24 protein-coding genes are annotated in these 22,587 nt (G+C 71.7%); 16 read left to right on the plus strand and 8 right to left on the minus strand.

What is annotated here, in order from left to right; all coding sequences use genetic code 11:
• The coding region (locus CLM62_RS14650; RefSeq protein WP_143659073.1) for a maltotransferase domain-containing protein at window positions 1-661 on the minus strand (661 nt) is incomplete at its 3' end.
• A gap of 71 nt (window positions 662-732) precedes the next feature.
• Complete coding sequence (locus CLM62_RS14655; RefSeq protein WP_095750420.1) at window positions 733-1,032, minus strand: DUF5133 domain-containing protein; 300 nt, start codon at window positions 1,030-1,032, stop codon at window positions 733-735.
• Between the two features lie 302 nt (window positions 1,033-1,334).
• Between CLM62_RS14655 and CLM62_RS14660 the strand changes: the two genes are divergently transcribed.
• Both CLM62_RS14660 and glgX read left to right on the plus strand, forming a co-directional pair.
• On the plus strand, window positions 1,335-1,847 hold the full coding sequence (locus tag CLM62_RS14660) for a pep a2 (protein WP_095750305.1): 513 nt from the start codon (window positions 1,335-1,337) through the stop codon (window positions 1,845-1,847).
• Window positions 1,844-3,985 (plus strand): glycogen debranching protein GlgX, encoded by a 2,142-nt coding sequence (gene glgX, locus CLM62_RS14665; RefSeq protein ID WP_095750306.1) that lies wholly within the window; start codon window positions 1,844-1,846, stop codon window positions 3,983-3,985. The genes CLM62_RS14660 and glgX overlap by 4 nt, the downstream gene beginning before the upstream one ends.
• A 123-nt stretch (window positions 3,986-4,108) precedes the next feature.
• On the opposite strand, the gene CLM62_RS14670 is transcribed toward glgX, so the two are convergent.
• A complete protein-coding gene (locus tag CLM62_RS14670) occupies window positions 4,109-4,912 on the minus strand; it encodes a VOC family protein (RefSeq protein ID WP_095750307.1) in 804 nt (267 codons plus the stop codon).
• Between the two features lie 171 nt (window positions 4,913-5,083).
• Here CLM62_RS14670 and CLM62_RS14675 point away from each other — a divergent pair, with 171 nt between their 5' ends.
• Entirely contained in the window at window positions 5,084-5,416 is a 333-nt protein-coding gene (locus CLM62_RS14675; protein ID WP_095750308.1) for an ANTAR domain-containing protein, read from the plus strand.
• A 15-nt stretch (window positions 5,417-5,431) separates the two neighbouring features.
• Here the strand turns inward: CLM62_RS14675 and CLM62_RS14680 are convergent, their stop codons facing one another.
• Window positions 5,432-6,223 carry a SigB/SigF/SigG family RNA polymerase sigma factor gene (locus tag CLM62_RS14680; RefSeq protein ID WP_095750309.1) on the minus strand — a complete coding sequence of 264 codons (792 nt, stop codon included), beginning with the start codon at window positions 6,221-6,223 and terminating at the stop codon, window positions 5,432-5,434.
• 248 nt (window positions 6,224-6,471) lie between these two features.
• Between CLM62_RS14680 and CLM62_RS14685 the strand changes: the two genes are divergently transcribed.
• The 4 genes from CLM62_RS14685 to CLM62_RS14700 all read left to right on the plus strand — a co-directional run bounded on the left by CLM62_RS14685 (window position 6,472) and on the right by CLM62_RS14700 (window position 9,363).
• Window positions 6,472-6,939, plus strand: coding sequence for a MarR family winged helix-turn-helix transcriptional regulator (locus CLM62_RS14685; protein ID WP_095750310.1), 468 nt, complete (start codon window positions 6,472-6,474; stop codon window positions 6,937-6,939).
• A complete protein-coding gene (locus tag CLM62_RS14690; protein ID WP_095750311.1) occupies window positions 6,936-7,826 on the plus strand; it encodes an ABC transporter ATP-binding protein in 891 nt (296 codons plus the stop codon). The genes CLM62_RS14685 and CLM62_RS14690 overlap by 4 nt, the downstream gene beginning before the upstream one ends.
• The gene (locus CLM62_RS14695; RefSeq protein ID WP_095750312.1) at window positions 7,786-8,646 is read left to right on the plus strand and encodes an ABC transporter permease; all 861 of its coding nucleotides are present in this window, start codon (window positions 7,786-7,788) and stop codon (window positions 8,644-8,646) included. The genes CLM62_RS14690 and CLM62_RS14695 overlap by 41 nt, the downstream gene beginning before the upstream one ends.
• 189 nt (window positions 8,647-8,835) lie before the next feature.
• Window positions 8,836-9,363, plus strand: coding sequence for a hypothetical protein (locus tag CLM62_RS14700; protein WP_095750313.1), 528 nt, complete (start codon window positions 8,836-8,838; stop codon window positions 9,361-9,363).
• Window positions 9,364-9,578: 215 nt separating this feature from the next.
• On the opposite strand, the gene hemC is transcribed toward CLM62_RS14700, so the two are convergent.
• The 4 genes from hemC to CLM62_RS14720 all read right to left on the minus strand — a co-directional run bounded on the left by hemC (window position 9,579) and on the right by CLM62_RS14720 (window position 14,049).
• Window positions 9,579-10,514 (minus strand): hydroxymethylbilane synthase, encoded by a 936-nt coding sequence (gene hemC / locus CLM62_RS14705; RefSeq protein ID WP_095750314.1) that lies wholly within the window; start codon window positions 10,512-10,514, stop codon window positions 9,579-9,581.
• 66 nt (window positions 10,515-10,580) lie between these two features.
• Window positions 10,581-11,357 carry an NPP1 family protein gene (locus CLM62_RS14710; RefSeq protein WP_095750315.1) on the minus strand — a complete coding sequence of 259 codons (777 nt, stop codon included), beginning with the start codon at window positions 11,355-11,357 and terminating at the stop codon, window positions 10,581-10,583.
• 144 nt (window positions 11,358-11,501) lie between these two features.
• A complete protein-coding gene (locus CLM62_RS14715; RefSeq protein ID WP_095750316.1) occupies window positions 11,502-12,482 on the minus strand; it encodes an RNA ligase family protein in 981 nt (326 codons plus the stop codon).
• 85 nt (window positions 12,483-12,567) lie between these two features.
• On the minus strand, window positions 12,568-14,049 hold the full coding sequence (locus CLM62_RS14720) for an MFS transporter (RefSeq protein ID WP_095750317.1): 1,482 nt from the start codon (window positions 14,047-14,049) through the stop codon (window positions 12,568-12,570).
• A 260-nt stretch (window positions 14,050-14,309) separates the two neighbouring features.
• On the opposite strand from CLM62_RS14720, the gene CLM62_RS14730 reads away from it, so the two are divergent.
• The 9 genes from CLM62_RS14730 (at window position 14,310) to CLM62_RS14770 (ending at window position 22,573) form a co-directional block, all read left to right on the plus strand.
• Window positions 14,310-14,963 carry a TetR/AcrR family transcriptional regulator gene (locus CLM62_RS14730; RefSeq protein WP_095750421.1) on the plus strand — a complete coding sequence of 218 codons (654 nt, stop codon included), beginning with the start codon at window positions 14,310-14,312 and terminating at the stop codon, window positions 14,961-14,963.
• Between the two features lie 31 nt (window positions 14,964-14,994).
• A complete protein-coding gene (locus CLM62_RS14735) occupies window positions 14,995-15,717 on the plus strand; it encodes a response regulator transcription factor (protein WP_095750319.1) in 723 nt (240 codons plus the stop codon).
• Between the two features lie 215 nt (window positions 15,718-15,932).
• Complete coding sequence (locus CLM62_RS14740; protein WP_095750320.1) at window positions 15,933-17,162, plus strand: cytochrome P450; 1,230 nt, start codon at window positions 15,933-15,935, stop codon at window positions 17,160-17,162.
• A gap of 50 nt (window positions 17,163-17,212) precedes the next feature.
• Window positions 17,213-17,410, plus strand: a complete 198-nt coding sequence (locus CLM62_RS14745) for a ferredoxin (RefSeq protein ID WP_095750321.1) — start codon at window positions 17,213-17,215, stop codon at window positions 17,408-17,410.
• Window positions 17,407-18,594, plus strand: coding sequence for an NAD(P)/FAD-dependent oxidoreductase (locus CLM62_RS14750; protein ID WP_095750322.1), 1,188 nt, complete (start codon window positions 17,407-17,409; stop codon window positions 18,592-18,594). The genes CLM62_RS14745 and CLM62_RS14750 overlap by 4 nt, the downstream gene beginning before the upstream one ends.
• A 121-nt stretch (window positions 18,595-18,715) precedes the next feature.
• Window positions 18,716-19,234, plus strand: a complete 519-nt coding sequence (locus tag CLM62_RS14755; RefSeq protein ID WP_095750323.1) for a MarR family winged helix-turn-helix transcriptional regulator — start codon at window positions 18,716-18,718, stop codon at window positions 19,232-19,234.
• A 78-nt stretch (window positions 19,235-19,312) separates the two neighbouring features.
• Window positions 19,313-19,693 (plus strand): DoxX family protein, encoded by a 381-nt coding sequence (locus tag CLM62_RS14760; protein ID WP_095750324.1) that lies wholly within the window; start codon window positions 19,313-19,315, stop codon window positions 19,691-19,693.
• Complete coding sequence (locus CLM62_RS14765; RefSeq protein WP_095750325.1) at window positions 19,690-20,169, plus strand: peroxiredoxin; 480 nt, start codon at window positions 19,690-19,692, stop codon at window positions 20,167-20,169. Before CLM62_RS14760 ends, CLM62_RS14765 begins: the two co-directional genes overlap by 4 nt.
• A 64-nt stretch (window positions 20,170-20,233) precedes the next feature.
• Entirely contained in the window at window positions 20,234-22,573 is a 2,340-nt protein-coding gene (locus CLM62_RS14770) for a SpoIIE family protein phosphatase (protein WP_095750326.1), read from the plus strand.
• Window positions 22,574-22,587: the final 14 nt, after the last annotated feature.

The following is a 22,587-nucleotide window of genomic DNA, read 5'->3' on the forward strand; positions in this document are numbered from 1 at the left end:
AGGTGCCGTGGGGGCGTTCGGGGGTGCCTTCGGAGCGGGGGAAGAACTCGTACCAGGAGCCGTACAGGGCGCGTTCGCGTTCCACCAGCAGCGGCAGGGTCTGCGAGGCGGTGACCATCTCCCGCAGTGGATGCCGGGCCAGCACCGCGTCCACCTCCGGCGTCAACGCGGCGGCGAGACGCGGAGCGACCGGCAGCGATTCGTCGCGCAACACCTCCGCGGCCGCCAGCACCGCCGCCCGCGCCGGGCCCTGCGGCACTCCGGCCGCCGCCCGCTCGTACAGGTCCGCGCCCTCCTCCAGGACCAGCTCGGTGTCGATCCCCGCCGGGACCTTGATGCGGGCCGTCCGGCGCCAGGTGGACAGCGGGTCGCTCCAGGCCTCGACGCGATACGTCCAGTTGCCCACGACGTCGGGGGTGACCTCGGCGCCCCATCGGTCCGTGCCGGGGGCGAGTTCCCGCATCGGCGTCCACGGGCCGTGCCCGCCCTCGGGATCCGTCAGAACGACGTTGGCGGCGACGGCGTCGTGACCCTCGCGGAACACGGTCGCGGTGACCTCGAACGTCTCGCCCACGACCGCCTTCGCCGGACGTCTGCCGCCTTCCACGGCGGGCCGGACGTCCCGTACCGGGATGCGGCCGATGGCCTGGGTCGAGCTCATGCATCTCACCTCCGTCGTGCTCGAGGCCGGACCGTGGCCCGGCCGGGGATCCAAGCCGCGCCGGAAGGTGCCTACCTCCCCGCGGGGGAACGCCGGTTCGCCGCCGGAGGGCCGCGTCGGCCGCCGGAACGCGTGCGGGGCCGCTCGTCCTCCTCCCGGAGGTAGGCGACCAGGCTGGTGCACAGATAGCGTTCGGCGGCGTCCGCGGCCTCGCGCGCGCAGCGCTTGCCCATCAGCACGCAGAGGGTGTAACCCGAGTCCTCGAAGGTGGCCCGGATCCTGCGGTCGTCGGGGGCCGCGAGCATCATGCGCTCCCACGCCCGGTACCGCCGCAGTTGCCGGGCCACTTCGGCTTTGGCCGGTAGCAGCATGGCGCCGTTCACCTTCCAGGGCTCGATGGCACGTCTCCCGACCGTCGGGCGGCGGCCGCGCGCGGACACGCACGGATCCGTTACGGTCATCGAGGTCTTCACACATGGTGCACGCACGGCGACCCAGCGTCTTGTTGGATCTTCAACCACTCGGTCGGTCCGCTCGTGTTGCACGGATGGCGTAGGACCCCCACCCTTGAGGTGACTCGGAAGCGATCAGTGCTCACGCTTCGTGTTCGGGGCCCTGGGCCCCGCAGGGGGCGAGGGGAAGCGAGAGCTTCGCCGGTGAGGAGCCAACGACGATGAAGACCGCATCGCCCTGCTACTACCACCTCGACGTGGAGGTCAGCCCGGAACGGGTCGGGCAGGTCAGCCGCATCCTGGCCGCTCACCTCCGGTACTGGGACCTGGAGAACCTGGTCCAGCCCGTCTGCCACGGCGCCGAGCTGCTGCTGAAGGCCATCGACGAGCATGCCACGGACAAGAACGCGTCGATCGAGATGTGGTGGAACGGCCAGCACCTCATCACCGCCATCGGTGAGAACGACTGCGAGCTGCGCCCGGACCAGGACCTGCGTGGCTGCCTGGAACACATCGCCGCGATGAGCGACGGCTGGGGCTGCTGCGCCACGGACACCGGCAGCAAGGTCATCTGGTTCTCGCAGCGCGCCCGGGCCGGCGAACGCGTCCCACTGGTGCCGGTGGCCCCCGCGCCCAGCCTGCGCGAGGGGCTCCAGGTGCCCCGCGAGGTGCCCGTCGCGGCCCTGGCCGGGCCCGCGAGCACACCGGACGGCGTCCTCGAGGACGCGCGGTGACCGTGCGATCGCGCCGGAAAGGGGTGCCCGTCTGGAGCGGGCACCCCTACCCGTTGGGCGCCGCCCACGACGGCAAGGGCACCAATTTCGCGCTGTTCAGTGAGGTCGCCGAACGCGTCGACCTCGTCCTCGTCGACGACGACGGCCGCGAAAGGCGGGTGCCGATGACCGAGGTCGACGGGTTCGTGTGGCACTGCTACCTGCCCGGGATCGGACCGGGGCAGCGTTACGGCTACCGGGTGCACGGGCCCTGGCAGCCGGCCCTGGGCCAGCGGTGCAATCCGGCCAAGCTGCTCCTGGACCCGTACGCCCGGGCGATGGACGGGCAGGTCGACAACCACCCCTCCCTCTTCGAGCGCACGCCGGGCGGCCCGTCCCCGGCCGACAGCGCCGGGCACACCATGCTCGGCGTGGTCACCGACCCGGCCTTCGACTGGGGCGACGACCAGCCGCTACGGACCCCGTACGCCGACAGCGTGATCTACGAGGCGCACGTCCGGGGCCTCACCCGCACCCACCCCGCCGTCCCGCCCGAGCTGCGCGGCACCTACGCCGGTCTCGTGCATCCCGCGGTCGTCGAGCACCTCACCTCGCTCGGCGTGACCGCGGTCGAGCTGATGCCGGTGCACCAGTTCGTCCAGGACGGCGTGCTCAAGGACCGCGGCCTGTCCAACTACTGGGGCTACAACACCATCGGCTTCTTCGCGCCCCACAACGCCTACGCCGCCCACGGCAGCCGCGGCCAGCAGGTCACCGAGTTCAAGTCGATGGTCAAGGCGCTGCACGCGGCCGGGCTCGAAGTGATCCTGGACGTGGTCTACAACCACACCGCCGAGGGCAACGAGAGGGGCCCCACCCTGTCCTTCCGGGGCATCGACAACGCCTCGTACTACCGCCTGGTGGACGGCGACTGGGAGCACTACTACGACACCACCGGCACCGGCAACAGCCTGCTGATGCGGCACCCCTACGTCCTCCAGTTGATCATGGACTCGCTGCGGTACTGGGTCACCGAGATGCACGTCGACGGCTTCCGATTCGACCTCGCGGCCACCCTGGCCCGGCAGTTCCACGAGGTGGACCGGCTGTCGGCGTTCTTCGACCTCATCCAGCAGGACCCGGTGATCAGCCGCGTCAAGCTCATCGCCGAGCCCTGGGACGTGGGCGAGGGCGGCTACCAGGTGGGCAACTTCCCGCCGCTGTGGTCGGAGTGGAACGGCAAGTACCGGGACTGCGTACGGGACTTCTGGCGCGGCCGGCCGCACACGCTCGGTGAGTTCGCCTCCCGGCTGACCGGCTCCGCCGACCTGTACCAGCACAACCGGCGCCGCCCCCGCGCCAGCGTCAACTTCGTCACCGCGCACGACGGTTTCACCCTGCGCGACCTCGTCTCCTACAACGACAAGCACAACGAGGCCAACGGCGAGGGCAACCGCGACGGCGAGAGCGACAACCGCTCCTGGAACTGCGGCGCCGAGGGCGAGACCAGGGACCCGGCCGTCCGGGACCTGCGCGCCCGCCAGCAGCGCAACTTCCTGGCCACGCTCCTGCTGTCGCAGGGCATCCCGATGATCTGCCACGGCGACGAACTCGGCCGCACCCAGCGCGGCAACAACAACGCCTACTGCCAGGACAACGACCTCTCCTGGATCGACTGGCGGCTCACCGACGAGCAGCGCGCGCTGAGCGACTTCACCCGGTACGTGATCCGGCTGCGCGCCGAGCACCCTGTGCTGCGCCGGCGCCGCTTCTTCCGCGGCGAGACCGTGACGCACGCGGGCCAGCCGCTGCCCGACCTGGTGTGGCTGCTGCCGGACGGGCGCGAGATGAGCGAGGAGGACTGGCGGCGCTCCGACGCGCACTCGGTCGGCGTCTTCCTCAACGGCGACGCCATCGCCGAACCCGACCCGTGCGGTCGCCCCGTCGTCGACGACTCGTTCCTGCTCCTGCTCAACGGCTACTGGGAGCCGGTGGACTTCCGGCTGCCGGACGTCACCTACGGCGAGCGCTGGACGACCGTGATCGACACCGCCGAGCCGCACGGAGGCGACGAGTCGGAGCACAAGGCCGGTACGGAGCTGACCGTCGAGGCACGCAGCCTGGTGCTGCTGTCCAGGCCGTCCCGTACCGGCCGGTGACGGGGCGCCGTCGGTGAGCGGGGTCTGGTGCGTCCTGCTGCAAGGCGGAGGGGACCGACGGTATGGGGGAGTCGGCAACCGACGACAGACCCCGCGTTCGCGGCATGCTCCGCCGGACAGGCCCTAGCGTTCGCGGCGCGACGTCACCGTGAACTGCGCGCCGTCCGGGTCGCGCAGCACCGCCTCTTCGGTGCCCTTCGACAGGACGCTGCCGCCGTGCACCTCCGCGGCCCGCGCACAGGCCGCGACGTCCGTGACCGCGAAGTGGACCTGCCAGTGCGGCCGGATCGTGGGGTCGGGAGCCGAGCCCAGGGCGCCCGACTCGATCCGGGCCACGATGTCACCCCGGCTGCGCAGCACGACCTCGCCGCCCTCGTAGTGGACCTCGCAGCAGCCGGGACGGTCCGACGCCCAGTCGAGGACCTCGCCGTAGAAGATCGCGGCGTCGAAGGCGTCGCGCGTGTGGAGCCTGATGAACGCCGGCTGTGCCTGGCGCCAGGTCTCCCAGTCCGCGTTGAGCTCGCCCTCCCAGATACCGAAGGTGGCACCGTCCCGGTCGGCGAGCAGCGCCGCCCGCCCGGGTGGGAAGGACAGCGGCCCCACCGCCGTCGTACCACCGCGCTCCTGCACCCGTGCCACGGCCTCGTCCGCGCTGGGCACGGCGAAGTACGGCGTCCAGGCCACCGCCATCGACCACATGGTGGCGATCGCGGCGATCCCGGCCACCGGCGTCCCGTCCGCCAGCGCGACGCGGAAACGGTCGCCCAGCTTCGCCCGCTGCCACTGCCAGCCCAGCACGGCCGTGTAGAACTCCTCCGTCGCCTCGAGGTCACGGCTGGTCAGACTGACCCAGCAGGGCGCGCCGAACACGGAGTGTGTGGACAGGCGGTCCTTGGTGGCGCTGGGGGGTCTCACGTCGTAGTTCATGACAGTCAGTCCTGTCCTGCTCTCGCCGGCCGGGGGCCACGGGTTCTCGTCCCAGTGTCCGACCGGAACCGCTCGGGGCGCCTGCCGAGTACCCCGGTGGCGGCACCGAAACGATGGCCCGTCCGCGTCGCGTCCGGTGGCGCGCGCACGGACGAGTGACAGGATGGATGCGTGTCACCACTACCGCACGAGCCGGATGAGTCGGACCGCATCTTCGAGCTCCAGGAAGAGGTCGACCAGCTCAAGGAAGCCGTCGCCTCGCACGCCGTCGTGGATCAGGCGATCGGCATGGTCGTCGCCCTCGGCAGGGTGACGCCGGACCAGGGCTGGCAAGTACTGAAGGAAGTCTCCCAGCACACCAACATCAAGCTCCGCAATGTGGCGGACCTGATACTGATCTGGGGCCGCTCCGGGGACATGCCCCCGGAGATCCGCGCCGAGCTGGAGGACGCCCTCGATCGCTACGGTCCGACACAGATTCCGGGCGTGCCGCCGCCGGAGTGACGGCGGCGGCATGGCTCACCGGGCCTCGGTGAGGATCTCCTCGCGCAACCGGTCGAAGCAGCCGCTCAGCAGCCGGGAGACGTGCATCTGCGAGATGCCGAGCTGCTCCGCGATGTGGCTCTGCGTCATACCCCGGAAGAAGCGCAGGTAGAGGATGGTCCGCTCGCGCTCGGGCAGCGCCTCCAGGCAGGGCCGGACGGCCACCCGGTCGACGACCACGTCGAAGGCGGGGTCCGGGCCGCCGATCGCGTCCCCGAGGGCGTACCCGTCGGTGCCGGGCATCTCGGCCTCCAGCGACAGCGCCGTGAAACACTCCAGCGCCTCGATGCCGGTGCGCGCCTCGCTCTCGCTCATGTGCGCGTACTGGGCGATCTCGGCCACGGTCGGCGGCCGCCCCGGCGTCGTCTGCGACAGGTCCTTCGCGGCCTGCCGGACCCGGTTGCGCAGGTCCTGCACCCGGCGCGGCACGTGCAGGGTCCACATGTGGTCACGGAAGTGCCGCTTGATCTCACCGGTGACGGTCGGCACGGCGTACGCCTCGAAGGCACAGCCGCGCGCCGGGTCGTAGTGGTCGACGGCTTTGACGAGACCGAGGGCGGCCACCTGGTACAGGTCCTCGAGGGACTCGCCCCGCCCCCGGAAACGGACGGCGATCCGCTCGGCCATGGGCAGCCAGGCCTCCACCAGCTCGTCCCGGAGCGCCTTGCGCTCGGGGCCCGCGGGCATCCGCGCGAGCCGTTCGAAGTCCGAGGCGGTGTCGGGGGCGTCGTCGTGCGGATGCGGCTTCGTCTTGCCGGTGACAGGCATGCCGCGCACCTCCCTCAGCAGGTGCTGGATGGACAGACACCGTGGGAGGCGCGGGCGCGGATCAGCGGAGAACACCCCGGGGCCCCGGCGGCTGGGCGGGTCTCCCACGGATGGTGCCTCCTGTCCGAAGCACTGAAGTGGGCATTCCCTGAGGCGGCGAAGATGAAACAATTCCGGCAATACGGGCACATCGTGATTTGAACGTTCCTTGGCTTCATTATCTCTGCTACAGAGCTAATGTCGGTGACGTGGAACCAGATGCGGAACCGGAGACTTTCCCCGAGGAGCTCGCCGACGCGCTCGTCGGCGTCCAGCGGCTGATCCGGCGCCGGGTGCGCCGCGAGATGCCCGACCCGCCGCTGCGCGGCGCCGAGGTGGAGCTGCTGCGGCTGGTCGTGGACCGGCCCGGCATCGGCATCTCGGACGCCGCCAAGGACCTGTACCTGGCGAGCAATTCGGTCTCGACGCTGGTCAACCAGCTGTCCCGGCGGGGCTATCTGGTCCGCGAGACGGACCCGGCCGACCGGCGCGCGGCACGCCTGCTGCCGACCCCGGCGGCCGAAGCCAGGCTGCGCGCGTGGCGCGAGCGGCGCGCCGATCTCGTACGGCACCAGGTGTCCCGTCTCGACGATGCGGACCGGGACGCCCTGCGCGCCGCCGTACCGGCCCTGCGCAAGCTGGCCGTCACCCTGCACGAGGAGGCCGAGGAATCATGACGCCGGATGCCGCCGCGGCGCGGGCACGGACGGCCCCGCCGCCGTCCGGGCGGGCCGAGGCCGTCGCCTGCACTCGGCTCGCCTACTCCTTCGGCGAGACGAACGCGGTCGACGGGCTCGACCTGTCGGTGGGGGAGGGCGAGGTCTTCGGACTGCTCGGCCCGAACGGCGCCGGGAAGACCACGGCCATCCGCTGCATGACCACCCTCCTGCCGGTCCCGGCCGGCATGATCCGTGTCTTCGGCCGCGACGCCGCCGAGGACGCCATGGCGGTACGACGCCTGCTGGGGTACGTGCCGCAGCAACTGTCCGCCGACGCGGGCCTCACCGGCCGGGAGAACGTCGCCCTGTTCGCCCGGGTCTTCGACGTCCCCCGCCGGGAACGCGCGGAACGCGTCGGCCAAGCTCTGGCCGCAGTCGGTCTCACCGACGCCGCCGACCGGCTCGCCGGCACCTACTCCGGCGGTATGATCCGCCGCCTCGAACTCGCCCAGGCCCTGGTCAGCGCGCCCCGCCTGCTGATCCTCGACGAACCGACCATCGGCCTCGACCCCATCGCCCGCACCGGCGTGTGGGAGCACATCAACGCCGTCCGCGCGGCCACCGGCATGACCGTGCTGGTCACCACCCATTACATGGACGAGGCCGACCAGTACTGCGACCGGGTCGGCCTCATGCACCGCGGCCGCATCCGGGCCCTCGGCACCCCGGCCGAACTCAGGCAGGGGCTCGGCGAGCGCCGGCGCGCCGCGGGCGCGGTGGCCACGGACCCGCTGCCCACGTTGGAGGACGTCTTCCGCGACATCGCCGGCAGCGGCCTCGACGACCAGTCAGGAGATTTCCGCGATGTCCGAAGCACCCGCCGCACCGCCCACCGCGTCGGCTGACCGCTCCCGCGAAGGCGGCATCGACCTGCTGCTGCGGCCGCCCGAGCCCCGCGCGGGCTGGCGGCTGCTGCCCACGCGGGTCGTGGCGATGTGCGCCGTGGAACTGCAGAAGTTGCGCCACGACCGCACCGAGCTGTACACCCGGGCGGTTCAGCCGGCCCTCTGGCTGCTGATCTTCGGTCAGACCTTCACCCGCATCAAGGCGATCCCCACCCCCGGCATCCCCTACATCGACTACCTGGCCCCCGGCATCATCGCCCAGTCCGCGATGTTCATCGCCATCTTCTACGGCATCCAGATCATCTGGGAGCGCGACGCCGGCATCCTGAACAAGCTGCTGGTCACACCGACCCCGCGCTCGGCTCTGATCACCGGCAAGGCATTCGCGGCCGGGGTGAAGTCGCTGATCCAGGCCGTCGTCGTGATCGTCATCGCCGCAACTCTCGGCGTGGCCCTGACCTGGAATCCGCTCAGGCTCCTCGGTGTCGCGGCGGTGGTGATCCTCGGCTCCGCCTTCTTCTCCTGCCTGTCGATGACCATCGCCGGCATCGTGCTCAGCCGGGACCGGCTGATGGGCTTCGGCCAGGCGATCACCATGCCGCTGTTCTTCGGGTCCAACGCTCTGTACCCCCTGTCCGTGATGCCGGGCTGGTTGCAGGCGGTCAGCAAGGTCAACCCCCTCAGCTACCAGGTGGACGCCCTGCGCGGCCTGCTCCTCGGCACCCCGGCACATCTGGCACTGGACTTCGCGGTGCTCCTGGTGGCCGCCGCGCTCGGCATCACCGCGGCCTCCTCCCTCCTGGGCCGCCTGGCCCGCTGATCACCCCCCGGAACGTGATGTGCGGCACGCGCCGGCACCCCGCCCCGGGGCCCGAGAGCGGATTCTTCCTGCGCACGGCTTGATCACCGATCAAGAGGACGAATTCGCTGGCCACAGCGCATTCCGCTCATTTGACAGTGCGCTGAGCGCAAAGATAGGAAGCAGCTCTCTGAGGTCGAGAGGTGGACTGTGTACGAGCCCAACGTGGTCGGGGACTGGCAGGAGTACGACGAGCATGCCGGTCTGCATGTCCGCGTCCACCGTCTGGAAGCGGCCGAGCCGCCGCGCGGCCGGGACGACGCCGCCGAAGGGCTGACGTACTTCAGGGTCCGCGTGACCGTCGAGAACCGCGGCAGCCGGCACTTCGGCATCCACCTCGAGGACGGCCAGATCGACGTACGGATCGGCCCCGACGGGGAGAGCGCCTTCATCGACTGGCGCAACTCGCAGTTCATCGAGGGCTTCGACGTCTACCCGCTGCGCCGGGCGACCGCCGTGCTGTACGCGGCCGGTCCGGAGGCCTCCCTGAGTCAGGTGGACATCCAGATCCAGCTGCGGGTCGACGACGAGTGGGCCGACCGCCGGCTGTGGGCGGGCGGCATCGGCCTGCACGAGGGGACCGCCGGTGCCTGCGCCCACGCGGGCGCGGGGCGGGAGAGCCTGGCGCACCAGGTGAGCAACTTCCTGCGGGACCAGGCTGAAGAGGGCTCCGCCTGACACGGGCTCTCAGAGCCTGTGTCACATCCCCGGTCGGGCGCGCGACGCCTGGCACGCACTCCCCCACTGCCTTAAAGGCGTGGGGGGACCCCCAGCCGCGTTGCCGAATCGCCCACGTGGCTCCTCCCCCACGCTCGAACCGGCTTCGCCGACTCGCGCGGGGGCACCCCCATCGCCGCCGCGCGCTGATCCGACCGGGGATGTGACACAGGCTCTCAGTGCGGGATGCCGTCGATGATCTCGCGGGCGCCCTGCCGCAGCAGGGCCACGGCGACCGAGGTGCCGAGCGTGGCCGGGTCGAGCCGGCCGGCCCATTCGTGGGCGTTCAGCCGGGTCTTTCCGTCCGGGGTGAAGACACAGGCCCGCAGGGAGAGTTCGCCGCCGCGGTCCACGCGCGCGTACCCGGCGATAGGGCTGTTGCAGTGGCCCTGCAGGACGTGCAGGAACATGCGTTCCGCGGTGGCTTCCCGGTGCGTGTTCGAGTCCCCGAGCGCGCTGACCACGTCGATGAGCTCGGTGTCGCCCTCGCGGCACTGCAGGGCGAGGATGCCCGCGCCGATCGGCGGCATCATCGTCTCGGGGGAGAGGACATCGCTGATCACGTCCCGTCGGTCGATGCGCTCCAGGCCGGAGACCGCGAGCAGCAGGGCGTCCGCCTCGCCGGCCGCCAGCTTGGCCAGACGCCGGTTGGCGTTGCCGCGGAACGGCACGCACTGAAGGTGCGGGTGGGTCGCGGCCAGCTGCGCGACCCGGCGGACCGAGGAGGTGCCGATCCGGGTTCCGGCCGGAAGTTCGTCCAGGGTGAGCCCGCCCGGGTGGACGAGGGCGTCGCGGATGTCGTCCCGCTCCAGGAACGCGGCGAACGTCGTGCCCGCGGGCAGCGGCCGGTCGGCGGGCACGTCCTTGACGCAGTGCACCGCGAGATCCGCCTCGCCGGCCAGCAGCGCGGCGTCCACCTCCTTGGTGAACGCCCCCTTGCCCTCGACCTTGGACAGATCGCCCATCCACTTGTCACCGGTCGTCTTCACCGGCACGACCTCGGTGCGCAGCTGGGGGTGAAGGGCCGTCAGCTCGGCGCGTACCCGCTCCACTTGGGCGAGCGCCATGGGCGAGTCGCGGGAGACGATACGGATCAGTTCGGGGACGGACATGCGGACACGATAGCGTCCTCCCGGGTCCGGGCCGGTCCGGACCCGGGAGGACGAAGCGGCCGACGGTCAGGCGTTGGGGTCGAACGCGATCCCGGACGGCTTCGCCGCCGCCAGGTGGGAGTTGAAGTTGCCGTCCTTCAGACCGAAGTTGGCGCTGCCGAAGTTGTACGCGCTCAGCTTGTCGCGCACGCCGGCCGGGTAGCCGTTCCAGCCGACCAGCGGCGGGTACTGCCAGGTGCCCTTGTGGTTCTCCGGCGGCTCGTCGCCCGAGCCCGCCAGGCGGAAGCAGTGCGTGCCGGCGCCGTCCTTGTGGTAGACGATCTTCGCGTGAGTGCCGTCGAAGCGGACCGCGGAGGCCGCGCTCACGGTGAACGAGCCGTGGTTGGACGTCGACACGTACTTGACCTGGTTGTCCTGCACCCACACCACGACGTGCTCGAAGTCGTGCCGGTGCCCGCCGATGCCGCTGCCGGCGACGGCCTGGTCCTTCTCGAAGTACAGGCCGTACATGTAGGCGCACCAGCCGTTGTTGCACTTGTAGCGCGAGTAGCTGTTGGTGTTGTCGAGGTCCGAGGCGTCGCGGCAGTCGCCGTTGAGTGCGCCGGAAGGGTTGAGTCCGCCGTTGATCGTGCCGTCGGGGCCGATGGCGGGAGTGGAGTAGCACCCGTCGGTGTCGTAGTCGAAGGCCGGCTGGTAGGTCTTCTCGGCGGCTTCGGCGTTGGCGGGCAGTGCCCGCGGCGGGGCGGCGAAGGCGACGGTGGGGAAGGCGACGACGAGGGCGGCGGCGCCGGCCAGGCCGGTGAGCCATCTCCTGCGGTGAGCCTTGAACGACGGTGACGACACTGCGTCCTCCTCTTGGTCCGGGCGCAGCCCAACGGCTGTGGGGGGCAAGGGAGTTCAGCTTCCCGACTTTTCATGTCCGCGCCAAGAGGGGCGCAGGCGTCTCTCCGGTTACGGCCGCCCCAACAGTTGGGTCTTGACGGAGGCTCAGAGCAGGTCGTCCGGCAGATCGGCCGCCGAATCATCGGGCGTGAGGTCCGGCCGCAGGCGCAGCCAGGACGGCTGGCGCAGCATCCCGGCCCGGGTACGGGTGCTGTAGCGGACCTCGCCGACCAGCCGGGGCAGCACCCAGTGGGCGCCCGCCACCGGCGGGACGGGATCGAAGGGGCACACGTCCGTCGCGGCGGCCCGCAGCAGCGCGGCGAGCTCGGTCCGCTCCGCCTCGCTCCAGCCGGTGCCCACACCGCCGACGTAGCGCAGGCGCCCGGCGGCGCGCTGTCCGACCAGTAGGGCGCCCGGCAGGCCCGTGAGCCGTCCCTTGCCCGGCAGCCAGCCGCCCACGACGACGTCCGCGCTGCGCATGTTCCGGATCTTGATCCAGGCCCGGGAGCGCACCCCGGGCTCGTACACCGAGTCCAGCCGCTTGCAGACCAGGCCCTCCAGGCCGTGCTCGCGGGTGGCCCGCAGGGCCTGCTCGCCGTGGCCGACGAGCGCTCCCGGGGTCGACCAGGCGGGGCCGGCCAGGCCCAGCTCCTCCAGCAGTGCACGGCGCCGGGCGTAGGGGAGCTTGAGCAGGGACCGTTGCCCCAGGTGCATCACGTCGAACAGCACCAGATGGACGGGGACCTCCAGCGCCCGGCGGGCCGCCCTGCCGGCCGCGTGGACCAGGCCCATGCGGGACTGCAGCAACTGGAAGTCGGCACGGCCCTGTTCGTCCAGGGCCAGTACCTCCCCGTCCAGCACGGCCGGCGTGGCGCCGAGGGCACGGCCCAGCGGCCGCAGCTCGGGATACGCGGCGGTGACGATCTCCCCGGAGCGGGCGCGCAGCATGACGCTGCCGTCCCCGGGGAGATAGATCACCACCCGCTGGCCGTCCTGCTTGGTCTCGTAGGCCCAGCGCGCGTCCTGCGCGGCGGGCGGCAGGGTGCCGGGCGTGGCGAGCATGGGAGAGATCAGCGGGAGGCTCACGGGTCAGTTCTCGACGGCTCCGCTCACCCGCACGCCCGCTTCCCGCCGGTTTCCCCTGAACGGCGCCGTCCGGCGAGTATCCGCCTCAGTTCACCGAGGGTGCGCCGGCCGACGATTCCGCGGCCACCGGGGGCGTGGCCGCCACGGCCTCGGTCCGCCGCCCCGGAATGAACGCGGCGATGGCGAAGGCGAGGAGCGCCGCCCCGGCGCCGATGGCCATGACCGTCTTGAAGCCGTCCTCGGACGGCAGGGCGTAGCCGCCGAGGTCGATGGTCATCTGCGCGAGGATGACACCGGCGATGGCGCTGGCCACCGACGTGCCGATGGACCGCATCAGGGTGTTGAGACTGTTCGCCGCGGCCGTCTCGCTCGCGGGCACCGCGCCCATGATCAGAGCGGGCATCGAGCCGTACGTGAAACCGATGCCGGCGCCGATCACGCAGGAGACCATCACCAGGTGCCAGACCTCGGACATCAGCACGATGTTCAGGCCGTAGCCACAGGCCACGATCAGCGCGCCGATCATCAGCGTCACCTTGGGGCCCTTGGCCTTGGAGACGGCCGCCGAGACGGGGGCCGTGGCCATCATCACCAGGCCGGAGGGGGCCATGACCAGGCCGGCGGTCAGCAGGGACCTGCCGAGGCCGTAGCCGGTCCGGGTGGGCAGCTGGAGCAGCTGCGGCAGCACCAGCGACATGGCGAACATCGAGAAGCCGACCGCCACCGAGGCGAGGTTGGTCACCAGCACCTGGCGGCGGGCGGTGGTGCGCAGGTCCACCAGCGGTGCCTCCGTGCGCAGTTCGTACCAGCCCCACGCCAGCAGGACGAGCACGGCGGCGGCGAACAGGCCGAGCGTGGTGCCGCCGGTCCAGCCCCAGTCGCCGCCCTTGGAGATCGCCAGCAGCAGACAGACCAGGCCCACCGCCATACCGATGCCGCCGACCAGGTCGAAGCGGCCGCCGGTGCGTACCTTCGACTCCGGGACGAAGGCCGGGACGAGCACGAGAGCGATCAAGCCCATCGCGGCGGAGGCCCAGAACAGGACGTGCCAGTCGAAGTTGTCGGCGATCAGCGCGGCCGTGGGCAGGCCCAGGGCGCCGCCGACGCCGAGGGAGGCGCTCATCAGGGCGGTGGCCCCGGCGAGCCGCTCGGCGGGCAGCTCGTCGCGCATGATGCTGATGCCGAGCGGCACGACACCGGCCGCCAGACCCTGCAGGGCCCGGCCGACGATCATCGGGACCAGGACGTCGCTCAGCGCGCACACCACTGAGCCGGTCACCAGCATCACGACGCTGATCAGAAGCATGCGGCGCTTGCCGAACATGTCGCCGAGGCGGCCGACCACCGGTGTCGCCACCGCCGCCGCCAGCAGCGTCGCGGTCACCGCCCACGCCGTGTCCGAGGCCGGGGCGTCCAGGAGCCTCGGCAGGTCGGGGACGATCGGGATGACCAGGGTCTGCATCAGCGAGACGACGATTCCGGCGAAGGCCAGCACCACCACCACGGCGTTCGAGCTCGGCGGGGCGTCATCCCCCGCGTCGGCGGGTCTGGCAAGGGTGTCGGACATGGCGGAGGCCTTTCGGAGGCGCGGTGAAGGAGTCAGGAACCTGAGCGAGCATAAGTCAGCTGCTTGACTTACATTAGGGGCAGGGCGTGCGTGCCCGTGATGCGATTCAGGGGCAGCCGTCGGCCCATGCGCGGGACCGTCCAGGAGGTGCAGTTGCGTAGGCTTCCGTCACTGGAAAGCGCCGCTGAGGCGGCGGACCCGCGGCGGCTCGAGGGGCTGGCCGTCGCCGGGGTGTCCGAAGCCCCGGTGCGGTGGTGATCATGGCGGGCGGGACGGTGCGGGCCGAACAGGTCAGCGCGACACGGGAGCTGATCCTGACCGCGGCGGAGCGGCTGTTCGCCGAGCGCGGCGTGTACGCGGTGTCCAACCGTCAGGTCAGCGAGGCCGCCGGGCAGGGCAACAATGCGGCGGTCGGCTATCACTTCGGTACCAAGGCCGACCTCGTACGGGCGATCATGCGCAAGCACGCGGCTCGGATCGAGGAGATCCGCGCCCGGCTGCTGGCCGCGACCGGTGACTCCACGGACGTGCGCGACTGGGTGGACTGCCTGGTGCGCCCGGTGCCGGAACACCTCGCGGCGCTCGGCAGTCCCACCTGGTTCGCCCGGTTCTGTGCCCAGGTGATGACCGACCCGGCGCTCCAGCAGATCATGGTGGAGGAGTCGCTCTCCTCGCCGTCCCTGAGGCGGATCGTCGAGGGGCTCAACCGGTGTCTGCCCGATCTGCCCGCCGAAGTCCGCGCCGAACGCGGCGAGATGGCGCGCCATCTGATCGTGCACATGGCCGCCGAGCGGGAGCGGGCCCTGGCGGAGAACACCCCCACGCCCCGTTCCAGCTGGCACGACGCGACCACAGGCCTGGTGGACGCGGTCGTCGGCATGTGGCTGGCACCGGTCACTCCGGCCGTTACTTGAGTCAGGCAAGCAGAGCGGTAGGGTGAGTCGCATGTACGGCAGCACCCGTGAGAAACCGGCGCTCGCCCGCGGGGCCGGCCAGCACCTCCTGATCGTCGTCGAGGAGCCGGACGTCGCCGAGCTGCTCTCCACCACCCTGGAACTCGCGGGATACCGGATCACCGTGGTCGGCACCGGAGCCGAGGCTCTGGCGCGGCTCGCGGAGCGGCGGATCGATCTGGTGGTCGTCGACGCGGCGCTGCCGGACGTGGCGAGCCTCGGCCGGAACCGGCCGGCTGTCCTCAACCGGCCGCCGGTGCTCGTGCTGACGGCGTACGACTCCCTGGACCGGCTCGTGCCCGAACTGGGCCTGGGGGAGCGGGACTACGTCACCAAGCCCTTCCGGGTCGCTGAGGTCCTGGCCCGGGTGGAGGTCCTGCTGCGCGGCAGAGGCGCCGGACAGTCCCGGAACACCGCGCTGGAGTACGGCGATCTGGTTCTGGACGACACCCTGTGCGCGGCGCGGCGCGGGACGCGGGCGCTGGATCTGACGCCCGCCGAGTACCGGCTGCTGCGTCATCTCCTGGTCAACGCGCACAGGGTGCTGACGAAGGAACAGATCGGCCGGTACGTCTGGGGCGACTTCCGCGGCGACAACGCGATCGAGCAGCTCGTCTCCCGGCTGCGGCGCAAAGTGGACCGGGACGCGCCCGTGCTGATTCACACTCGCCGAGGCTTCGGCTACTGGCTGGGGAGCGCCGACGCCGAGTCCTGAGGGTGCGCCTTGAGAGGCCGACCTCATTTTCAACTCCCTTACAAAGCACGGGATTTGCCGCCCAAAAACCCGGTGTGATCTGAGTCACGTCAGCCTTCGGTCAGGAAACTGACGGGAAGGCGTCAGCCCCTTCTGTTTGCATGTGTGCATCGAGGCCTCGACGACTTCACCCCGGTGCCCCCCTTCAGGCGGAGCCCCCCACCCCGAGGAGAACCATGGCCGACACCCTGACCGGTACGACGCCCGAGGCGGCCGCAGCGGTCCCCGAGTTCCCGATGGCCAGGGCGGCGGGCTGCCCCTTCGACCCGCCGCCGGCCCTCCAGGCCCAGCAGGACGAAGGGCGGCTCGTCAAGGTCCGCCTCTGGGACGGCAGTACGCCCTGGCTGGTGACCCGCTACGAGGACCAGCGCGCCCTGCTCCTCGACCCGAGGGTCAGCGCCGACATCACCAGCCCCGGATATCCGCTCCAGGCGCCCAGCAACGGCAAGAACAACATCAGCTTCATCCTGATGGACGACCCGGAGCACGCCCGGCTGCGGCGCATGGTGACGGCGCCCTTCGCGGTGAAGCGGGTCGAGGCGCTGCGCCCCGGCGTCCAGAAGATCGTGGACGACCTGATCGACGACATGCTCGCCGCCGGCGGACCCGTCGACCTGGTGGAGGCGTTCGCCCTGCCGGTGCCCTCGCTGGTGATCTGCCAACTGCTCGGAGTGCCCTACGCGGACCACGACTTCTTCCAGGAGAACAGCAAGACCCTCATCAAGCGGGACGCGGCCATGGAGGACCGCATGGCCGCCCACGGGAAACTGATCGGCTACCTCGACGATCTGATGGGCCACAAGATGACCCACCCCGGCGACGACCTGCTCTCCGGGCTCGTGGAGCGCGTCGACTCGGGCGAGCTGGCCCGCCAGGAGGCCGCCCAGATGGGCGTCCTGCTGCTCCTCGCCGGCCACGAGACCACCGCCAACATGATCGCCCTCGGCACGCTCGCGCTACTCGAACACCCGGACCAGTTGGCCCTGTTGCGCGACACCGACGACCCCAAGCTGGTCGCCTCGGCGGTGGAGGAACTGCTCCGTTACCTGAACATCGTGCACGGCGGCCGGCGCCGGGCCGCGCTGGAGGACATCGAGATCGCGGGGCAGGTGATCCGGGCCGGCGAGGGCATGATCATGCCGAACGACATCGCCAACCGGGACCCCGAGGCCTTCCCCGACCCGGACCGGCTGGACATCACGCGCGACGCCCGCCGGCACGTGGCCTTCGGCTTCGGCGTGCACCAGTGCCTGGGCCAGCCGCTGGCCCGCATGGAGCTCCAGGTCGTCTACAGCACCCTCTACCGCCGCATCCCGGCACTGCGGCTCGCCGCCGAGGTGGACACCCTGCCGTTCAAGCACGACGGATCGGTCTACGGCGTCTACGAACTGCCCGTCACCTGGTGAACGCGCCACCGACGGCCCACCCCCCACCGATATCGAACGAGGTACAGAACATGCATGTGGAACTGGACGAGCCGAAGTGCGTCGCGTCGGGACAGTGCGTGATGGCCGCCCCCGAAGTCTTCGACCAGCGGGACGAGGACGGCATCGCCTTCGTCCTGGACGACAAACCCCCGGCGGACTCCCTCGACGACGTGCGCGAAGCGGTGGCGATCTGTCCGGCCGCCGCCATCCGGCTGGTCGAGCAGTGAAGCGGATCGTCGTCGTCGGTGCCTCGGCCGCCGGGCTCGCGGCGGCCGAGACCCTCCGCCGCGAGGGCTACGACGGCATCCTCACCCTCGTCGGAGACGAGGCGCTGCCCCCGTACGACCGCCCGCCCCTGTCGAAGCAACTCCTGGCCGCGGAGTGGGAGTCCGACCGGCTCGCGCTGCGCACCTCCGCCGACCTGGCCGCCCTCGACCTCGACCTGCGGCTCGGCGTGGCGGCGACAGGCCTCGAACTCACCGACCGCACCGTCGCGTTGGCCGACGGCTGCGAAGTGCCGTACGACGGACTGATCGTGGCCACCGGGGTGAGGCCGCGCAGACTGCCCGGAGAGGGCGCGCACGTGCTGCGCACGCTCGACGACGCCCTGAGGCTGCGGGACCGGCTCGCGCCGGGGCGGCGGCTGGTCGTGGTGGGCGCCGGTTTCCTCGGCGCGGAGGCCGCCGCCGTGGCCTGGCGCCTCGGCGCCCGGGTCACCCTCCTCGAACCCGCCCCGGTGCCGCTGGCGCACGCGGTCGGCACGGAGGTCGGTGAGGTACTGACCCGGGTCCATCTGGACCGGGGCGTGGACCTGCGCTGCGGGGTCACCGTGACCGAGGTGACCGAGGACGGGGTGCGGCTCCCGGACGGCGAGCTGGTCGAGGCCGACGAGGTGCTCGTCGCCGTCGGCTCGCTGCCGAACACCGAATGGCTCGACGGAAGCGGACTGCCCCTGGGCGACGGCGTGTTGTGCGACGAGTACTGCGAGACCACGCGGAACGTTTACGCGGCCGGTGACGTCGCCCGCTGGTACAACCCGCTGTTCGGGGTGGCGATGCGCATCGAGCATCGCACCAACGCCGCCGAACAGGGCATGGCCGCCGCCCGCAACCTGCTCCGCCCCGAGGCACGCAGGCCCTTCGCCCCGGTGCCGTACTTCTGGTCCGACCAGTACGACATGAAAATCCAGGCGTACGGCTTCCTGCGCGGCCACGACGAGGTCGCCGTGGTGGACGGGGACCTGGCGGAGCGCCGGTTCGTCGCCGTGTACCGCACCGGCGACCGGGTGAGCGGTGCCCTGGCGGTCGGTATGCCGCCCAAGGCGATCCGGCTGTGGCGGCAGGCGATCGCGGCGGGCGCGGTGTGGCACGAGACCGTGCGCGCCGAGGCCTCGGTGAGCGAGGCGTCGTAAACGGTCCGGAGGGACGCCGGCAGCCGTGCGGGGCGCCGGCGTCCCACCGCGACGCCGGGGCGCGCGGCATGCAGGGCGTCAAATTACTTGAGTTACGCAACAAGATGCTAAAGTGGCTCGTATGTCCACACCACCGCTCCCCGACGTCCCGTCCCCGGAAGTCATCGAGATCGAGCGGGCGCTCACCCGCATCACCTACCTGAGCACGCGCGCCCGTCAGCACGACCGCCTGATGGCCCTGGCCGACGTACCGCTGGACCGCGCGGCCGTGGCGCTGCTGCGCCAGGTCGCCGATTCCGAGCCGCTGCGCCCCGGGGAGCTGGCCACCCGGCTGGGCGTGGAGGCCTCGCACGTCACGCGCACGGTGCAGCAGCTGCAGAAGTCCGGCTACGTCACCCGCGTCCCCGACCCCGACGACCGCCGCGCCCAGCGCATTCAGCTCACCGACGCCGGACAGCGGGCCATCGACCGGATCCGCGACGCCGGGGCGCGCGGCATGCAGCTGGCCCTGGCCGAGTGGTCGCCCGAGGAACTGCGGCAGCTCGCCACGCTCTTCCACCGCATGGTCGACGACTTCCTCTCGCACGCCGTCGACTACGAGGCCGAACAGCAGCCCGTGTCCCCGGCGGGCGGCGCCTGACCCGCGGGCCGGGCCCTGGCCGGAAGGGGCGTACTACGGTCCAGTAACATCGCGCGGCAGGTCACCAGAGGAGGAACCGTGCCCCGGTCCGAACGCTCGCCCCTGCTGCTCGCCGGCCTGCTGGCCGCCGCGGGTGTCGCCCACTTCGCCGCTCCACGCCAGTTCGACGCGACCATCCCGCGCGCCCTGCCGGGTGCGCCCCGGACCTGGACGCACGCGAGCGGTGTCGCCGAACTGGCGCTGGCCGCGGGCGTCGCCCTGCCGCGCACCCGGCGGGTGGCCGCGCTGGCCACGGCCGCGTTCTTCGTCGGGGTGTTCCCCGCCAACGTGAAGATGGCCGTGGACTGGCGCCACCGTCCCACCCCTTTGAAGGCCGCGGCCTTCGGACGGCTGCCGTTGCAGGTGCCCCTCGTGCTGTGGGCGCGCAGCGTCGCCCGGACCGGGGAGGGCCGGTCGTGACCGGACGTGTGGAGATCGGCGACACCATCGAGGACTTCACGCTGCCGGACGAGACCGGCACGCCCCGCAGCCTGTCCGGCCTGCTCGCCGACGGACCCGTGGTGCTGTTCTTCTACCCCGCCGCCCTGACCCCGGGCTGCACCGCGCAGGCGTGCCACTTCCGCGACCTGGCCGCCGAGTTCGCCGCCGTCGGCGCCAGGCCCGTCGGCGTCAGCGGCGACCCCGTCGAACGCCAGCAGGAGTTCGCCGGACGCCACACGCTCGGCATGCCGCTGCTGTCCGACACCGACGGAACGGTCCGGGAACGCCTCGGTGTCAGGCGGGGCTTCTCCCTCGCTCCCACCAAGCGCACCACGTTCGTCATAGCCGAGGACCGGACGGTCCTGGAGGTCGTCCGCAGCGAACTGCGGATGAACGCGCACGCCGACCGCGCCCTCGAAGCACTGCGCACCCACCGGGCGAAACGCGGGAAGTGACGGGGCTGCCCCGGTTGCCGCACCACGCTTGATGCGGTGCGGCAAAGGGACCATCCTGGATGATATGGAGCATGCCTCCGCTGCGGCGATCACCGATGCCCGCGGCATCGTGACGGGGTGGAGTGACGGCGCCCGGAGGCTGACGGGATACCCGGCCGAGGAGGTCGTGGGACGGCCGGCGCGGGAGCTGCTCGCCGAGGACCCGCCGGACGGGGTCGTCGCGAACCTGGCGGGCACCGTCGCGCTGCGGCACCGCGACGGCACCTCCCTCACGCTCCCCCTGCGGGCGTGCCCCGTGCAGGGCCCGGACGGCGCACCGGACGGTTTCGTCATCACCGCCGACCAGCCCAGGGGGCCCGAGACGACACTCGCCGGTCGGGCCTTCCAACAGGCGTCGGTGTCGATGTCCGTCTTCGACACCCGCCAGCACTACCTGCGCCTCAACGACGTGGCCTGCCGGGTGATGGGAGTGCCCGAGGAGACCCTCCTCGGCCGGTATTTCCTGGACACCGTGGAGGACGCCGTACACAGCCGCGGCTTTCTCAACAAGCTGCGCCAGGTGGCCGAGACGGGCCGGCCGGGCCACTACGAGAGCTTCACTGGCGCGCCCTCCCTCAACAGGGAGCACTCCTGGAACACCGAGATGTGGCCCGTACGGGACGCCTCCGGCGAGCTGACCGGGGTCGCCCTGGCCGCGTTCGACAGCACCGAGCAGTACTGGGCCAGGCAGCGGCTGGCCCTCCTCAACGAGGCATCGGCCACGATCGGCACCACCCTGGACGTGGTGCGCACCGCCGAGGAGCTCGTGGAGCTCCTCGTGCCGCGGTACGCCGACTTCGCCAGCGTGGATCTGCTGGAGTGGGTCCTCGGGGCGGAGGAGTCCCCCACGGTGCTGGACGGCGAGGTCGTCCTGCGCCGCGTCGCCCACGGCTCCGGCACCGAGGGCACCCCGGAGGCGGCCGTGCGCCTGGGCGAGGCGGACATCTATCCCGGGTACTCGCCGCCCGCGCGGGCGCTGCGGCAGGGGCGGGCGGTCCTCAGCCAGGCGGGCGAGCCGGATTTCATGCGCTGGGTCGCCGAACGCAACGCACGGGCCCCCGCGGGCCGCCGCCACCGCAGGGGCGTCCACTCGATGATCGCGGTGCCGCTGCGGGCCCGGGGCACCACACTGGGCGTCGCGGTGGCCATCCGCATCGCCCACCACGACGACTACGGCGCCGACGACGTCGTCCTGGCCGAGGAGCTCGCCAGCCGCGCCGCCGTCTGCATCGACAACGCCCGCCGCTTCGCCCGCGAACGCACCACCGCCCTGGCCCTGCAGCACAGCCTGCTGCCCCGGGGGCTGCCCGGACAGGCGGCGGTCGAGGTGGCCCACCGCTATCTGCCGTCGGGCTCGCTGGCCGGCATCGGCGGTGACTGGTTCGACGTCATCCCGCTGTCCGGCAGCCGGGTCGCCCTGGTCGTCGGCGACGTCGTCGGCCACGGCATTCCCTCGTCGGCGACCATGGGACGCCTGTGCACGGCCGTCCGCACCCTCGCCGACGTGGACCTCCCGCCGGACGAACTCCTCACCCACCTCGACGACCTGGTCACCCACCTCGCCGCGGACGACCGCGACAACGAGGCGGCGGAACTGGGCGCCACCTGCCTCTACTCCGTCTACGACCCCGTCTCCCGCCGCCTCAACCTGGCCGCCGCGGGCCATCCGCCCCCGGCCCTGCTGCTGCCCGACGGCACGGCACAGCTCATCCCGCTGACCGCGGGACCCCCGCTCGGTGTCGGGGGCCTGCCCTTCGAGGCGACCGAGATGGACCTGCCCGAGGGCGCCGTCGTCGCCCTGTACACGGACGGACTCATCGAGGACCGGGACCGCGACATCGACCATGCCACCGACGAGCTGTGCCGGGCCCTGACCGCGCGCGCCGGCACCCTCGACGCCCTCTGCGACACCGTGCTGAAGGCCGTGCTCCCGGAGGAGCCCACCGACGACGTGGCCCTGCTGCTGGCCCGCACCCGGGCGCTGGGCGCGGACCGCGTCGCCACCTGGGACGTGGAGCCCGACCCCGCGCACGTGGCCGCCACCCGGCAGGCCGCCACCGAGCAACTGACGGCGTGGGGACTGGACGAGGCCGCCTTCGTCACCGAACTGGTCGTCAGCGAACTGGTCACCAACGCGATCCGCTACGGAGAACCTCCCATCCAGCTACGGCTGATCCGGGACCGCGCCCTCATCTGCGAGGTCTCCGACGGCAGTTCCACCTCCCCGCACCTGCGCCGTGCCCACGCCTTCGACGAAGGAGGCCGCGGCCTGCTCCTGGTCGCCCAGCTCACCCAGCGCTGGGGCAGCCGGCAGACCGGCAACGGCAAAACCATCTGGGCCGAGCAGTCCCTGACGCCCTTCTGATCACTCCGATCACT

Source organism: Streptomyces sp. SA15 (genome assembly GCF_002291145.1).
Classification (GTDB): Bacteria; Actinomycetota; Actinomycetes; order Streptomycetales; family Streptomycetaceae; genus Streptomyces.

What these genes read in the sequence shown, in the direction of transcription:
- CLM62_RS14740 (WP_095750320.1), top strand. Translation starts at nt 15,933, where the DNA reads ATGGCCGACACCCTGACCGGTACGACGCCCGAGGCGGCCGCAGCGGTC.
- CLM62_RS14660 (WP_095750305.1), top strand. Translation starts at nt 1,335, where the DNA reads ATGAAGACCGCATCGCCCTGCTACTACCACCTCGACGTGGAGGTCAGC.
- CLM62_RS14690 (WP_095750311.1), top strand. Translation starts at nt 6,936, where the DNA reads ATGACGCCGGATGCCGCCGCGGCGCGGGCACGGACGGCCCCGCCGCCG.
- CLM62_RS14680 (WP_095750309.1), bottom strand. Translation starts at nt 6,223, where the DNA reads ATGCCTGTCACCGGCAAGACGAAGCCGCATCCGCACGACGACGCCCCC.
- CLM62_RS14720 (WP_095750317.1), bottom strand. Translation starts at nt 14,049, where the DNA reads ATGTCCGACACCCTTGCCAGACCCGCCGACGCGGGGGATGACGCCCCG.
- CLM62_RS14670 (WP_095750307.1), bottom strand. Translation starts at nt 4,912, where the DNA reads ATGAACTACGACGTGAGACCCCCCAGCGCCACCAAGGACCGCCTGTCC.
- CLM62_RS14730 (WP_095750421.1), top strand. Translation starts at nt 14,310, where the DNA reads ATGGCGGGCGGGACGGTGCGGGCCGAACAGGTCAGCGCGACACGGGAG.
- CLM62_RS14695 (WP_095750312.1), top strand. Translation starts at nt 7,786, where the DNA reads ATGTCCGAAGCACCCGCCGCACCGCCCACCGCGTCGGCTGACCGCTCC.
- CLM62_RS14655 (WP_095750420.1), bottom strand. Translation starts at nt 1,032, where the DNA reads ATGCTGCTACCGGCCAAAGCCGAAGTGGCCCGGCAACTGCGGCGGTAC.
- hemC (WP_095750314.1), bottom strand. Translation starts at nt 10,514, where the DNA reads ATGTCCGTCCCCGAACTGATCCGTATCGTCTCCCGCGACTCGCCCATG.
- CLM62_RS14770 (WP_095750326.1), top strand. Translation starts at nt 20,234, where the DNA reads ATGGAGCATGCCTCCGCTGCGGCGATCACCGATGCCCGCGGCATCGTG.
- CLM62_RS14755 (WP_095750323.1), top strand. Translation starts at nt 18,716, where the DNA reads ATGTCCACACCACCGCTCCCCGACGTCCCGTCCCCGGAAGTCATCGAG.
- CLM62_RS14745 (WP_095750321.1), top strand. Translation starts at nt 17,213, where the DNA reads ATGCATGTGGAACTGGACGAGCCGAAGTGCGTCGCGTCGGGACAGTGC.
- CLM62_RS14735 (WP_095750319.1), top strand. Translation starts at nt 14,995, where the DNA reads ATGTACGGCAGCACCCGTGAGAAACCGGCGCTCGCCCGCGGGGCCGGC.